Origin of the sequence: Chitinophaga sp. GbtcB8 (assembly GCF_019091455.1) — a bacterium.
Lineage (GTDB): Bacteria > Bacteroidota > Bacteroidia > Chitinophagales > Chitinophagaceae > Chitinophaga.
In genome coordinates this window covers 43,098-58,123 of record NZ_JAGXJN010000002.1, presented here as the reverse complement: position 1 = coordinate 58,123, position 15,026 = coordinate 43,098, and the positions used below count along the sequence as shown (strand labels likewise).

The following is a 15,026-nucleotide window of genomic DNA, read 5'->3' as shown; positions in this document are numbered from 1 at the left end:
AATTAAAATGGGGGAACAGCAAATTGCACTACTCAATTCGTAATTCGTAATTGACAATTCGTAATTACCCATGCGTTGGCTTACAGAATTTAAGAGTTTTATATTAAGCTACCATTTCAGCAATGGGCTTCGTACAACCATCAGCGTAGTAGTGCCTTCGCTGGTTTGCCTGAGTATGGGCCAGCTGATAATGGGTATTGCTATTTCTACGGGTGCGTTATGCGCAGCCCTGTCAGACCAGCCGGGTACCTTTATCCATAAACGGAACGGTGCATTCATCAGCATTGCCTTAATTTTCCTGACGGCCCTGGGCACAGGCCTGGCATCGCCCTACCCTTACATAATGGCGCCCTGGATCGTAGTCTGCTGTTTTTTCTTCAGCATGCTGCTGGTATATGGTAACCGGGGCGGCAATATAGGCATAGCCTGTTTGCTGGTAATGATCATTATGCTGGGCGATCCGCAGGAAAACCTCACAGAAACCCTGCGCTACAGCGGGCTGGTGCTGCTGGGCGGCCTGTGGCATGGGCTGCTTGCACTGGTGCTTTGGCAAATACGCCCTTACCTGAACGTACAGCAAACATTAGGGGAATGTATACTGGAAACAGCCCGCTACCTGGAGCTGCGCGCCGGTTTTTATATAAAGGATACGGATCTTGATGAAACGTATAAATCTGTACTGGAACAGCAGGTGCTGGTAAATGAAAAACAGGAAGCCGTACGGGAGCTGCTGCTCAAAAGGCGCTCAGCCCAGCAGGGCACCAGTACCATCAGCAAAAGCATGGTGCTCATTTTCCTGGACCTGGTAGACCTGCAGGAGCAGATCATGGCCTCGCAGATCGATTATAAAGCGCTGCAACAGAACTTCGGGGAACAAAATATCCTGGAAAAATTCCACCACCTTATCCTGGAATATGCACAGGAGCTGAAAGATATAGGCCTGGCCGTTATGGCCGGGCAGCGTTCCATGCCCCGCGCCAACCTGCGGCACGAAATTGAAAAGGTACAGCAGGCCGTTGGGGAGATCCGTAAAACCCTGCCCACCCTGCGGGAGCGCACCCGCCTTATTACCCTCACCAACATTCTGGACAACCTGCAGGATATGGCAGAGCGCATGTACAACCTGCACCGCCTTACCCGCCTGGAACGCCTGAAAGATACTACCATTGACCCGCGGTTAGAGCTATCCCGCTTTACCACCAGCAACCGGTACGATTTTGAGACCTTCCGCGATAACCTTACTTTTCAATCGCACATTTTCCGGCATGCCGTACGCGTAAGCCTGGCTACTGTAACAGGTTATATACTGGGATTGCTGCTGCACCTGGACCGCGTGTACTGGATCCTGCTCACCATAGTGGTGATCCTGAAACCAGGTTTCGGATTAACGAAGTCACGCAGCTACCAGCGTATAATCGGTACCGTTATAGGGGCTTTGTTTGCTATAACCGTATTATTGCTTACCAACAACCCCACCACTATTTTTATTATTATGCTGGTGTGCATCCTGGGCGCTTATACGTTTATGACGTACCAGTACACCATCAGCGTGATCTTTACCACCCCCTTTGTTATTTTCCTGCTGCATTTCCTGCACCCTGCGGATCTGCGGTATGCCACCCAGCGGGTGCTGGATACCTTTATTGGCGGCAGCCTGGCCTTTGTGGCCAACCTTACCCTGTGGCCCAGCTGGGAGCATAAGTACCTGCCCAGCTATATGGAGAAAATGATAACGGCCAACAAACAATATTTTGAGCAGGTTATAAAGCTCTACACCAATCTGCAAATGTCCGTTACAGAATACAAGCTGGCCCGTAAAGACACCTATGTACATACCGCCAACCTCATGGCCGCCTTTCAGCGTATGCTGAGTGAACCTAAGAGCCAGCAGAAAAATAATTCCAAACTGTACCATTTTGTGGTATTGAACCACACCCTTACCTCCCGTATTGCTGCGCTGGCAGCCTATGGTTTGGGCCAGGGCGTGCGTTTTCCGCGCCCGGAATACCAGCTGATAGCCCATTACCTGCTGCAGTACATGGAGCAGATCATACAGCTTACCCAGCAACCCGGCGCAGCTCTGCCCGAACTCCCCGGCAATATTGAAGCCTTTGAAACACTGGATATTCATGTGGAAAGCCTTATCCAGCAACGGCAAACAGAGATCAACCAGGGAAAGGGGGAAACGCCGGTACGGGATGAGATGCTGGAAACCAAACAGGTGCGCGACCAGCTGCACGGTATCCTGGTGGTGCTGAAGGATATGAAAAAAGCTATGAGCTAAGCGTTGTCATCCGCAATCCGCAGGCATTGTATTTGTACGTTTACAGGTATTCAACAACCTAAAAAGAACTGATCATGCCTGACAATAATCCCACAAGTTTCCAGGATCTTAAAATTATTGATCCCCTGAGGGATGACCATGTGGAATACCTTTCAGAAGAGCTGAAGGTTACCAAGGAAGAGATCCTGAAAACAATAAACGAGGTAGGTGAAAAAAGGGAAGATATTGAGAATGCCATCCGGTCAAGGCAATAGCTCCTTATTATCCTGTTCATAAATGATCTGCAGCTGGTCCGATAAAGGCTGCATATTAGCCAGTATCCTGTCAAACAGTGCGCTGCCTTCATGAATATACCAGGGCATAAAGTTCTCTTTGCGCTCCTGCAGGGAATTAGCGGGGAATAATTTATCGCGCAGCTGCCTGATCTGGTCTGTTTGCCAGGCAAACTTTTTCTTCTCTGCCCGCAGGAATTTATGTTCCAGGCGTCCAATACTTTTAAGCGCTTTTTGCCTTTCAGCACCCACACTGGATACCAGCGTTACATCTATACTACGCGCTTTAGCTTCCAGCTCATCAAACAGCTGTTCCAGCGCATCGTATTCCTTTTTCAATACCAGTGTGGCATTGGTATGCTGCAGCACAAAATTATTTACCAGCTCATTTACATTGCCAAACAGGTCTTTAATACATAAGCCCAGGTTCTGCAGCCATTTACGGGATACCGCATCTACCAGTAAAAAAGAGTTACGCATCACCAGCATGGGGTACGGCACACGGTAATGGGCAAACAAAGCCTGCAGCTCAAGCCAGTAAGCAATTTCACCTCCACCGCCAATAAAGGCAATGTTGGGCAAAATGGTTTCCTGCAACATCCCGCGCAGGATCACATTAGGGCTAAAACGTTCCGGGTTGCTGTGCAGCTCTTCATCCAGCTCTGTAGCAGTGAAGGCAATATTGGAGTGTAAAACCTTCCACTGCTCCCCTTCTTTCACAATCCGTTCCCGGCTATTATCTGTAAGGTAGAACAGGTTTATTTCCCGGGGATTGGCCTGTACTTTATAATGTTGTGATATTTTCTCAATGGTATCGCTTACCAGCTTATAAGAGGTTTGGTGTAACAGCTCCTCTTTCATAACCGGTATGTACTGTTTCTTAAACAACGGGGTATCAGGTATCAGCACTATTAGTCCAAAACGGCCAAATAAGGCATTTACCAGGTACAGGGTAGCCTGCTGAATGTCATCATGCTGCCCATAAGCATTTCGTAACAGCTGCACCAGCTCTTCTGCATGTTTGCCATAACCCAGCAGGGATTCTATCTGCACAATCAGCTCCTCCAGCCCTTCCGGACGCATACGCCCTACAGCGCCGGCCTGCCTGGTAGGCCAGGTAAGCGTTTTACCGTTCAGGTAAATGCTGCCCAGTTCATCCAGGTCATTATCCTCACTCCCCATGTAATACACCGGTACAAAGTTGTACTGGGGGCGTTGCTGTTTAAAATCAGCCGCCAGCTTTACGGTTTGCAGGATCTTATAAACAAAATAAAGGTAACCGGTAAAAATATTGGGTTGGTGGGCCGTACAAATGCTAAAGGTGCCTGGCTGCTCCAGCAGGCGGATGTTTTCCGTTACTGCGTCATGCACCTCTAAACCGGCATATTGCGCCTGCAGGGCTTTTACTAACACATCCCTTTGCAGGGGCTGCGCTTTTTTAGCGTGTATCAGCGCATCCAGGTCGGGACGCAGCGGCGGGTACGTATAAAAAGATCGGATATGCGGATGTTCTGCCAAAAAATCGAGTACCAGTTGGCTGAAATAGCCGGTTTCACTGTAGGGTACACTGTTGCATACTGATTGATCCATGCTCCTTACTTCCTTTGAAGGCACGAAGGTATAATAAATAACGAATTAGGAATTACGAATTACGATGAACGGCAGGAGGCGGTTACGAATTGGGGCCCCTGGTTAGGGGTATTGCGGGAAAAGGTAGTTTGGATCCATGGCCTGCCCCGGCTTAGGCGGGAGAATATTATTGAAAATCAAAATGATAAATAATTGTGTTTAATGAGAGTTGGTATGAAACGTGCTGAACCTAGTTCGTATTTATTAATCGTAGTCCTCATTCGTAATTCGTAATTGATAATTCATGAAAATAGCAGTACTCTCCCCGGTGGCCTGGCGCACACCACCCCAACATTACGGCCCCTGGGAACAAATGGCTTCTAACCTGGCAGAAGGGTTAGTAGCTAAAGGTCAGGAAGTTACCTTGTTTGCCACCGCCAATTCCGTTACCGGCGGTACCCTGGCTGCTATTTGCCCGCAGGGGTATGAAGAGGATAAAACCCTGGATGCCAAGGTACAGGAGTGTATGCATATCAGTTACTTAATGGAGCGGGCCGGGGAATTTGACATTATTCATAACCACTTTGATTTTTTGCCCCTTACCTGGTCGCGGTTAATACCTACGCCTATGGTTACCACCATTCATGGCTTTTCCTCCCCCAGGATCATTCCCGTATATGCCCGGTTTAATGATGTGAACCATTATGTATCCATCAGCTATGCCAACCGCAGCCCGGAGCTGCAATACGCCGCCAATATATATAATGGTATACGCACCGCGGAATTTTCACTGGAAACCCAGCCGGAGGATTACCTGCTGTACTTTGGGCGCATTCATCCTGACAAAGGCACATTTGACGCTATCCAGATTGCCCTGGCTACCAACCACCGCCTGGTAATTGCCGGTATTATACAGGATGAAGGGTATTACCGGGAAAAAGTGCAGCCGTTCATTGACGGGAAAGATGTGGTATTTGTGGGCGCTGTGGGCGGGGAGGAACGCAACCGGGTATTAGGCCGCGCCAAAGCCCTGCTGCACCCTATTTATTTTGAGGAGCCTTTTGGCCTCAGCGTAGCAGAAGCCATGTTGTGCGGCACGCCTGTAATTGCCTACCAGCGCGGTTCCATGCCGGAGCTTATCCAGCACGGCAAAACCGGTTTCCTGGTCAATAATATGCAGCAGGCTATTAACAGCATAAAAACGCTGCACACTATTGACCGTAACTATTGCCATACCTACGCCAAAGCGCAGTTCAGCCAGGAAAAAATGGTGGAAGCTTATCTTGCGTTATATGAGCACATCCTCACCCATCCTGCTTAATCCTGTTCAGCAAATGTTCCAGGTTTACCGTGGCAAAACCGGTGGCATAATCAGAAAGGCCGTAAGGGATGATCAGCTCCTGGTTATGGATCATAGACCCGCAGGAGTATAATACATTGGGCACATAACCTTCCCTTTCTTCTTTGGTCGGTACCAGCAGGGGTTCTTTCAGGCGGCCTATTTCTTCTTTAGGATCATTGAGGTCCAGCAGGCTGGCGCCTATACAATAGGTACGCATAGGCCCTACCCCATGGGTAATAAGCAGCCACCCTTCAGACGTTTCAATGGGCGATCCGCAGTTGCCGATCTGTACAAACTCCCAGGGATATTTGGGTGTTTGCAGGATCTCCGGGTTTTCCCAGATGTTGATCTTATCGGAGTACATGATGTAGTTATTAATACCGTCAATGCGGGATAACATCACATACTTACCATTGATCCTGCGGGGAAACAGCGCCAGGTTCTTATTCTGCGCGCCCTCGCCATACAGCGGCAATATTTTAAAGTTGTAAAAATCTTTGGTTTGCAGCAGCTTGGGCTGAATGGTAATCCCATCATATGCCGTGTAGGTGGCGTAATAGATAATATCGCCATTGTTATCGGCAAACTTTACAAAGCGGGCATCTTCAATGCCACGCGTTTCAGACTCTGAATAAGGAAATATAATACGGTCAGAGATGTCTGTATCCAATGAAAAGTTCACTTCGTAGTAAGAATCTGCCAGCCATAACAGCCTTTCCAATGCCTTTTTGATCAGGTGGTCTACCTGGTAACGCTGCTGCATATCACGGATCACACGTTTCAGCGACAGGTATTCAAAGGTATCTGACAGGCTGCTCTGCACTTCCCGCATCACGGAGTCCGGCAGGCGGATGGATACTGCATTCTGGAAAAAGCCCTGTTTCTGGTAAAGGGAGTTGCGGATAATATCTGCTTCCTCTACATAGTTACCCGGGGGTGTCAGGAAGATCTCGTTTTCCCGGTTAATAACCCCATGGCGGAACGCAATGGAGGAAATATGCCCCTCGCCTACTGCGCGGAAGCTGATGATCACACGTTTTTCTCCTTCTTCCAACCCGCTCTGGTCCAGGTCTTCGATCAGGGAAGGATTAAAGAACGCAGCTGATTCAATGGAATATTCATTGGTAAAATAAGAGCCGATCAGTAGTTTCTTTTTGTAATCCACCTCATCATAGTTGATGCCCTGGGAGGTGAACAGGTGTTTTACCCGGTCGCAATGTTTGTCAAAAATGCGGGTTATGTTACGGTGGCGGCGGGAAAACTCGCGGAGCAAAGGCGTGAGCGTGGCGGCAACTTCTACATCCGTCATGCCGCCTACCTGGCTTATAATGGCTTTGGCGCGGGCATCGCCGTTAAAGAAAAAGCGTGCTACTACTCTCTTTAGATCAGGATAAATTTTCGTGTTTTGTCGTTCTATGGTCAGTCGCATACTTCGCCTTTTAATGCTGCAATTTTTTTATAATGAAGGTGTAAAGGTACTAATACAAAAATGTGCAAATAAATATGCGCGTGATTATATTATCAATTCCGCGCAAATTCATTTGCACAACAAATTAGCCGGGGTGGCCCTATCGGCCGCTTAGATCACAAATCCATCCTCCAATACCATACCCTTTTTTATTACCACGATCCCATCCTTCACGGTATATTTTTCATACTCGCCATCCGGCAGGCGTTCTCCCACATTGATCTTCACCCCGTTGCCAATGCTGCAGTTCTTATCTATAATAGCATTACTGATATGGCAATCATCTCCAATGCCCATGGGCGGGTGGCCTTTTGCCCTGGCCTTTTCCAGCTCGTCCAGCGTTTGGTAGTAATCGCTCCCCATTATGTAACAGTTTGTGATCACAGATCCACGCCCTATACGGTTACGGATACCTACTACACAACGTTCCAGCGTACTGTCCAATATAATACAGCCGTCTGAAATAACGGTTTTATGCAGCTTGGCAGATATCTTGGCCGGCGGCAGCATACGTGCCCTGGAATAAATAGTATGTGATTCATCAAACAGGTTAAACTTGGGGATGTCATCCGTTAACCCGATGTTGGCTTCCCAGAAAGAGCAGATGTTGCCAATGTCTGTCCAGTACCCGGTGTATTGATAGCTTATTACTTTATAGTCTGCATTAATGGCATACGGGATCAGCTCCTTACCAAAGTCGGTGGAGGTTTCCTGCCCGTTCAGCAGATCGTACAGCACCTGCCGGCTGAACAGGTAAATACCCATGCTGGCCAGGTAAATACGGCCTTCTGACTCCATTTCCTCACTCACGGGCGATGACCAGGGGCCTAACACGTCCTGCTTGGGCTTTTCTGTAAAGGAAGTGATCAATCCCTTGGGGTCTGTTTTTAAGATCCCAAAGTCAGAGGCGTCCTTGGCGCTTACCGGTATGGTGGCAATGGTGATCTCTGAGCCGGATTCTACGTGAAACTGCAGCATGTCCCGGAAATCCATCTGGTACAGCTGGTCGCCGGAGAGAATGAGCACATATTCAAATTCAAAATTATCAATATGGTGCAGGCACTGCCTCACCGCATCTGCCGTACCCTGGTACCAGGTAGGGTTATCAGGGGTTTGCTCTGCGGCCAGTATATCCACAAAAGCCTTGCTGAAATGGCTGAAGTGATAGGTATTTTTAATATGCTTGTTTAAGGAAGCAGAGTTATACTGCGTCAGCACAAAAATACGGTTCATATCAGCATTCAGGCAGTTGGAAATAGGTATATCCACTAACCGGTACTTACCGGCCAGGGGTACCGCCGGCTTTGAACGGCGGCGTGTAAGGGGATACAGCCTTGTTCCGGCTCCTCCGCCCAATATCAGGGAAATGATTGCGTTAGACATATATTATGTTCAATTTTTCATTGTAAGCAAGTGGCTGGCGGTCAACGGTTCAAAGTTAATGCTTAATGCTGAACGCTTAATACTTCGATAGCTAATCTGATCAATAAAGGCTTATGCATTGACATATAATCGCTTCAATCAGCGTTAAGCTTTCTGCGTTAGGCGTTAAGCACTCAGCGTTAGGCTTAAATAAACATCCAGATATTCCTGTGCTGCGCTGTCCCAGGAATGGTCCAGCTGCATGCTGTATTGTCGTATATGCTGCAGGGTTATAACCTCCTGATCTTCGTACAGGGATACTGCCCGGCCTATTGCCCTGCATACATCCCATACTGCTGCATGTATAAAACGTATGCCAAAACCGTTTTTATCGCCAATATCCGTAACCGTATCTTTTAATCCGCCTACACTTCTTACAATGGGCACGGTGCCATAACGCAGGGCATAAAGCTGGTTAAGACCGCAGGGCTCCACACGGGAAGGCATCAGCAAAAAATCGCTGCCGGCGTAAATACGGTGTGATAAAGCTTCGCTATAACCAATATATACATTAAGGTGATCTTCTACATATTGCCGGGTTTGGTGTAGAGACCATTCCACATGGGGGTCCCCGCTTCCCAGCACCAGGAAATTTACCCGCCCCGTCAGCTCATACAGGGAGCGGCCAATAATATCCGGTAACAGGTCGGCGCCCTTTTCCCCTACCAGCCTTCCAATAAAGGAGATCAGCGGTAAAGATGGGTCTAATCCAAACTCACGGCACAGGGCCTGCTTATTTTCCTCCTTACCGGTTACCAGCGTAGAGGCGTCATAGTTAGCCGTTAACATAGGGTCTGTTGCAGGGTCCCATACCTTGGTATCAATACCGTTCAAAATACCTATACACTTGCCGCGCTCATAATTAAAGAGGCTTTCCAGCCCGGCGGCGGAATTAAACATTTCTTCCAGGTAATTGGGCGATACGGTGGTTACCCGCCAGGCGCATTTAATAGCTGCTGCCAGGGGGTTAATAGCACCGGCCCAATCCAGCAGGCCGCCTTTCCAGGAATCAAAGGAAGGCAGCAGGTATTGCCGGTCCCAGCCAAACTGACCCTGGTATTGTGCATTATGAATGGTAATAACTGAAGGCACATTTTTAAGCCGGGCATACTTATACCCATTGCTCATCAGAAAGGGAATTAACCCGGTATGGTGGTCATGGCAATGGATTACATCCGGACTATGCCGCCACTCGTTGATCCAGTCCAGCGTAGCTATCTGAAAAGCTAAAAAACGTTCTGTATCGTTGTAATACCCGTATACGCCGGCTGTATCCAGCAGGCCTGGAATATCTACCAGGTAAAGGTCAAAACCTAAAGTGTTGTGCTTTTCTTTCCAGACATTAAAGTGGTACCAGTATGGACCCAGGTACATGCCAGCCTGGTGTACGATCTCAAATTCGTGGGTTTCAAAAAAACGGGTTCTGTATGCGGGGATCACTACTTTGGCATAACAGCCCGCCTCAAACTGATATTTGGGCAGGGCGCCCACCACATCCCCCAATCCTCCAACCTTGGCTACCGGGTAACATTCCGCGCTAACGTGTATAACTTCCATGCTATTTATTTATTGATACATACTTTTAAGTTACCTTAGAAAAACTATAAAAACAAAGAACTCTCAAAATTAATTTATGGACTTTGGACGTGTAGACGAGGCCCTGCTGAACGACCTAGATTTCAAGTTGGCCGCAGAGCCTGTTTTTAACAAAAAAGTACTGAAAGGCCAGCCGGTAAAAAAGCCACAGATCTATGTGGGCTGCGCCAAATGGGGCCGTAAGGAATGGATCGGTAAGATCTATCCCAAAGGCACCAAGGAAGCTAATTTCCTGGATGAGTATGTGCACCACTACAACAGCATTGAGCTGAATGCTACCCACTACAAGATCTATGAGCCGGATGCCATCCGCAAATGGGATGCAAAGGCCAGCGGACATAAATTCAAGTTCTGCCCTAAAGTGCCGCAGGCCATTAGCCATTATAGCCAGCTAACCAATGCCGGACCGCAAACCACCGCTTTCCTGGAAGGGGTGCTGGCGTTTGAAGAACACCTGGGGCCCATTTTTTTGCAGGTAAGCGATAAGTTCTCCCCTAACCGGAAAGACCAGCTTTTTCAATACCTGGACTCCCTTCCCAAGGACCTGCAATGGTTCCTGGAAGTGCGGCACCCGCAGTGGTTCAGTGATGAAGGCATTTGGCTGGAGCTGCTGCAAACACTGCAAAAGCTAAAGGTAGGCCTGCTGATCACCGATACTTCCGGCCGGCGCGATTGTGCGCATATGCACCTGACCGTGCCCAGCGCATTTATCCGTTTTGTGGGCAACAGCCTGCACCCTACGGATTATACCCGTATTGATGACTGGGTGAACCGCATCCGCTACTGGCTGGAGCATGGGCTTAAGGAGCTATACTTTTTTATGCATATGCATGATGAGGCCTACTCCCCGGAACTGAGCGTGTACCTGGCAGATAAGATGAAGGAAGTGTGCGGGATTGAGATACTGCGGCCGAAGTTTGTGAATGACAACAAGCTGTTTTAGAATTAACCGCTGCGCAATTAGATATTTTTCATTTACACCAGCTTTCTTTTGAAAAAAATCTATTGATATCTAGCTCATTCGTAATTCCTAATTGATAATTCGTAATTAATAATTGGTAATTCATAATTTCGCGGCGGAATAATGGTCTGATATGCGAGATAAGCTCCGGCAACTGGCCCTGGAACTGGAGGGCACCCTTTATGATGATGATACGATGCGTACCTTATATGCCACGGATGCTTCGGCATACCGTGAGCTGCCCCTGGCAGTAGCCATCCCGGCGCATGAAAAAGATATAAAACGCCTGATCACCTTTGCCCGTGAAAACAAAACCTCCCTGATACCCCGTACAGCAGGTACTTCGCTGGCAGGCCAGGTGGTAGGCAACGGTATTATAGTAGATGTATCCAGGAATTTTACCCGCATACTGGAAATAAACCCGGAGGAAAAATGGGTACGTGTGCAGCCCGGCGTAGTGCGCGATGAGCTGAACATGTTCCTGAAACCTTACGGCTTTTATTTCGGTCCCGAAACATCTACGGCCAACCGCGCCATGATAGGCGGTATGGTGGGCAATAACTCCTGCGGCTCCAACTCCGTAGTATATGGCAGCACCCGCGAGCATTTGCTGGAAGTAAAGGCTTTGCTGAGCGATGGTTCTGAAGCAGTGTTCAACACCATTTCCCCGGATGAATTTCATGCCCGCTGTGAACGGGGCGATGGTTCCCTGGAAACCAAAGTTTACCAGCAGATCCGCTCCATTTTAGGCAACCACTCCAACCAGGAGGAGATCCGCCGGCAGTTCCCCAAGAAAAGCATTACCCGCCGTAATACCGGTTATGCGGTAGACCTGCTGCTGGAAACAGCACCCTTTACCGCAGGTACAGAAGATTTTAACTTTTGCAGGCTCATTGCCGGTTCAGAAGGCACACTGGCCTTTTTAACGGAAATAAAGCTCAACATCTCTCCCCTGCCGCCTAAAGAAACCGGGCTGCTGTGCGTGCATTTTAATACCATCGACGAATCACTACGGGCTAATATTATTGCCATGCAATACAAGCCCAGCGCCAGTGAGCTGATCGATCATTATATACTGGAATGTACCAAGGATAATATTGAACAAAGCAAGAACCGCTTTTTTGTGCAGGGCGATCCCGGCGCCATCCTGGTAATAGAGTTCCTCCGCAACACCCGCGAAGAGATAACGGAAATAGCTACACGCCTACAGCAGGAGCTGCAGGCCGCCGGCCTGGGTTACCACTTTCCGCTGCTGTTCGGGGATGATACCAAAAAGATCTGGACCCTGCGCAAAGCCGGCCTGGGCCTGCTCAGCAACCTGCCGGGCGATGAAAAGGCCGTGCCCGTGATAGAGGATACCGCCATTGCCATTGAGGACCTGCCGGAATACATCCGCCAGTTTAACGAGATCTTAAAAAAGTACAACCTCTACGCCGTGCACTATGCACATGCCGGCAGCGGGGAAATACATTTACGCCCTATCATTAACCTGAAAACGGAAGAAGGCAACTTACTGTTCCGTAAAATAGCAGAGGAAATTGCCACGCTGGTAAAGCAGTTCCAGGGCTCCCTCAGCGGGGAGCATGGGGATGGCCGCCTGCGCGGGGAGTTCATCCGCCAGATGATAGGCGATAAAAACTATGAGCTGTTACGCCAGCTGAAATACACCTGGGACCCGGAGAACATTTTTAATCCGCACAAGATCGTAGACACACCTTCTATGAACAGTATGCTGCGGTATGAGCCGGGCCAGCAGGTACCAGCGCTGCAAACCATTTTCCACTTCCCGGACCAAACCGTGCTGCAGCATGCGGAGCAATGTAACGGATCAGGCGACTGCCGTAAAACACAGCTGAGCGGCGGCACCATGTGCCCCAGCTACATGGCTACCCGTAATGAAAAGGATACCACCCGTGCAAGGGCCAACATCCTGCGCGAGTTCCTGACGCATTCCAACAAGCAGAACCGCTTTGATCATAAGGAGATCTATGATGTGCTGGACCTGTGCCTGGCCTGCAAGGGCTGTAAATCAGAATGCCCCAGCAACGTGGATATGGCCAAGCTGAAAATGGAATTCCTGCAGCATTATCATGATGCCAATGGCGTGCCTTTCCGTTCTAAAATGATCGGCAACTATACCAGCCTGAATGGCCTGGCAGCTATCACTCCCGGCATCTATAACTGGCTGGTGAAAAATAAAGCTACCAGCAGCCTTATTAAAAAGGTATCCGGTTTTGCGTTAGACCGCTCCTTACCGGGCCTGCATAACACTACTTTAAAAAGCTGGTTCAAACGGCAATGGCCTAAGGAAAGAACAGCCCTGCCGGCCAACGCACCGGCCGTGTACCTGTTCTGCGACGAATTCACCAACTACAACGATACCAGCATTGGCATTAAAACCGTGCAGCTATTGCATAAACTAGGGTACGAGGTGCGCATGACCGATCATCCGCAAAGCGCCCGTGCTTTAATGTCCAAAGGTTTACTGCGCAAAGCGCGTGTAATTGCAGAACAGCAAATACGTATATTCAAAGACGTTATTACGGAGCATACGCCCTTGCTGGGCGTAGAACCCTCTGCTATCCTGAGCTTCCGGGATGAGTATCCCGACCTGGTGCAGGAACCTTACCGCGAAGCAGCCAAACAGCTGGCAAAGAACGTGTTCCTGGTAGATGAGTTCCTGGCACTGGCAGTGGAGCGCGGCACACTGCGCCCGGAGCAGTTCACGCAGGAAAAAAGGCATATTAAGCTGCACGGGCATTGCCAGCAGAAAGCATTATCTACTCCCCTGCACAGTAAAAAAATACTCTCCCTGCCCGCTAATTACAGCGTGGAAATTATTCCTTCCGGCTGCTGCGGCATGGCGGGTTCTTTCGGGTATGAGAAAGAGCACTATGACCTTTCTATGCAAATAGGTGAGCTGGTATTGTTCCCGGCGGTACGCAATGCCACGGATGATACGCTCATAGCCGCCCCCGGCACCAGCTGCCGGCACCAGGTAAAAGATGGTACGGGCAAAATAGCGCTGCACCCGGTGGAGATTTTACATGCGGCCCTGGTATAAGCCCGGCTACTGCAATAGTTTTTGCAGTTTGGTATGAAAGCCGTTGAACAGCTCCGCTACATATTCTGCAGCATGTGGCTGAAAGCGTGGCTGCTGCATAAATTCATGGTATAATCCGGGATCAGTATGTAAGGCTGTTATCTGCTTTTGCAATGCAGGCAAGCTCTCCGGCCCCTCATAAAATAAAATGGCGTTCTTATTCAGCACATCCGGCTCCGGGTTGTTGTTACTGCCCCAGTAAACCGGTATGGTGTTACTCCTGATGGCTTCAAATACCTTTTCTGTTACATATCCTTCCCGGTTAGTGTTTTCCGGGCAAATGCTGAATTTATAATGGCCGTTGAACCGGATCTTGTTATCCTGGAATTTTTCCTGCAGGTCGTTGGTATTACGGAGGTAAGCCCCTGCGCTATCTACCCGGTCTACCTGGCTAAGGGCGTCGAATAATATGGTACGCAGTCCGTTCTTATCATGCCGGCAGATCAGTGAGGCAAATTTTTTCTGATCATCCGGGCAAATATTTCCCTCTGTATAATGATCCAGCCGCCTCCGTATTTCCTGTTCATCTGCAGTGGCATCAAAAGAATAAAGGATCCATAAGGGAAAGCGCTGATAGTCTTCACTTACCAGGTGATCAAAACCCAATGCCAGGTCCACCAGGCGTTTGCAATGATCCGTGTACTCCGGAAAGTTCACCACATTCTCACCGGTATAAAACAGCTTTATGCGGCTTTTGCTGGCCCCGATCCTGTTCTTAGGCCCAAACACAGAACTGAGTAATAATGAATTCTGCGGGCCCAGTTGTTGGGAAAAATGATGCAGCAGGTATTGGTAGAACCACAGCTCTTTATTTTGCTGCAGGGTCCAGAAATTCAGGATCTCAATATGGTTTTCATCAGGCGTGTAGGTATAATCAACCGGCGGTTTGGATAGTCCTATCTTTTGCAGCAGCGATTTCAGCATCCTTTCAATTTGGCGAAATATATAAAATATTTAAACACCTTCAAATTGCACTCAGGGGTACAATCCTTCATAATTTTCATTAAAT

Annotated in this window: 10 protein-coding genes; 5 read left to right on the top strand and 5 right to left on the bottom strand. The window is 48.8% G+C overall.

The annotated features are described in order from the left end of the window. The first annotated feature begins 70 nt into the window (after window positions 1-70). Both KVT36_RS03315 and KVT36_RS03310 read left to right on the top strand, forming a co-directional pair. Entirely contained in the window at window positions 71-2,284 is a 2,214-nt protein-coding gene (locus tag KVT36_RS03315) for an FUSC family membrane protein (protein WP_217602081.1), read from the top strand. A 74-nt stretch (window positions 2,285-2,358) separates the two neighbouring features. Beyond that, window positions 2,359-2,538 (top strand): DUF3606 domain-containing protein, encoded by a 180-nt coding sequence (locus KVT36_RS03310; protein WP_217602080.1) that lies wholly within the window; start codon window positions 2,359-2,361, stop codon window positions 2,536-2,538. Here KVT36_RS03310 and bshC read toward each other — a convergent pair. After that, the gene (bshC, locus tag KVT36_RS03305) at window positions 2,527-4,146 is read right to left on the bottom strand and encodes a bacillithiol biosynthesis cysteine-adding enzyme BshC (RefSeq protein WP_217602079.1); all 1,620 of its coding nucleotides are present in this window, start codon (window positions 4,144-4,146) and stop codon (window positions 2,527-2,529) included. The two genes, KVT36_RS03310 and bshC, sit on opposite strands and share 12 nt — an antisense overlap. Before the next feature lie 283 nt (window positions 4,147-4,429). Between bshC and KVT36_RS03300 the strand changes: the two genes are divergently transcribed. After that, window positions 4,430-5,446 carry a glycosyltransferase family 4 protein gene (locus tag KVT36_RS03300; RefSeq protein ID WP_217602078.1) on the top strand — a complete coding sequence of 339 codons (1,017 nt, stop codon included), beginning with the start codon at window positions 4,430-4,432 and terminating at the stop codon, window positions 5,444-5,446. Here the strand turns inward: KVT36_RS03300 and KVT36_RS03295 are convergent. The 3 genes from KVT36_RS03295 to KVT36_RS03285 form a co-directional block, all read right to left on the bottom strand. Further along, window positions 5,430-6,896, bottom strand: a complete 1,467-nt coding sequence (locus tag KVT36_RS03295) for a glycoside hydrolase family 130 protein (protein ID WP_217602077.1) — start codon at window positions 6,894-6,896, stop codon at window positions 5,430-5,432. The genes KVT36_RS03300 and KVT36_RS03295 overlap by 17 nt on opposite strands. A 150-nt stretch (window positions 6,897-7,046) precedes the next feature. Continuing rightward, window positions 7,047-8,318 (bottom strand): glucose-1-phosphate adenylyltransferase, encoded by a 1,272-nt coding sequence (locus KVT36_RS03290; protein WP_217602076.1) that lies wholly within the window; start codon window positions 8,316-8,318, stop codon window positions 7,047-7,049. Between the two features lie 165 nt (window positions 8,319-8,483). After that, window positions 8,484-9,914 (bottom strand): glycogen synthase, encoded by a 1,431-nt coding sequence (locus KVT36_RS03285; RefSeq protein WP_217602075.1) that lies wholly within the window; start codon window positions 9,912-9,914, stop codon window positions 8,484-8,486. A 76-nt stretch (window positions 9,915-9,990) separates the two neighbouring features. Between KVT36_RS03285 and KVT36_RS03280 the strand changes: the two genes are divergently transcribed. Both KVT36_RS03280 and KVT36_RS03275 read left to right on the top strand, forming a co-directional pair. Beyond that, window positions 9,991-10,896: a DUF72 domain-containing protein gene (locus tag KVT36_RS03280; protein WP_217602074.1), complete on the top strand. Its 906-nt coding sequence runs from the start codon at window positions 9,991-9,993 to the stop codon at window positions 10,894-10,896. Between the two features lie 151 nt (window positions 10,897-11,047). Continuing rightward, a complete protein-coding gene (locus KVT36_RS03275) occupies window positions 11,048-13,978 on the top strand; it encodes an FAD-binding and (Fe-S)-binding domain-containing protein (protein ID WP_217602073.1) in 2,931 nt (976 codons plus the stop codon). A 6-nt stretch (window positions 13,979-13,984) separates the two neighbouring features. On the opposite strand, the gene KVT36_RS03270 is transcribed toward KVT36_RS03275, so the two are convergent. Further along, entirely contained in the window at window positions 13,985-14,941 is a 957-nt protein-coding gene (locus KVT36_RS03270) for a glycosyltransferase family 10 (RefSeq protein ID WP_217602072.1), read from the bottom strand. Between the last annotated feature and the right edge of the window lie 85 nt (window positions 14,942-15,026).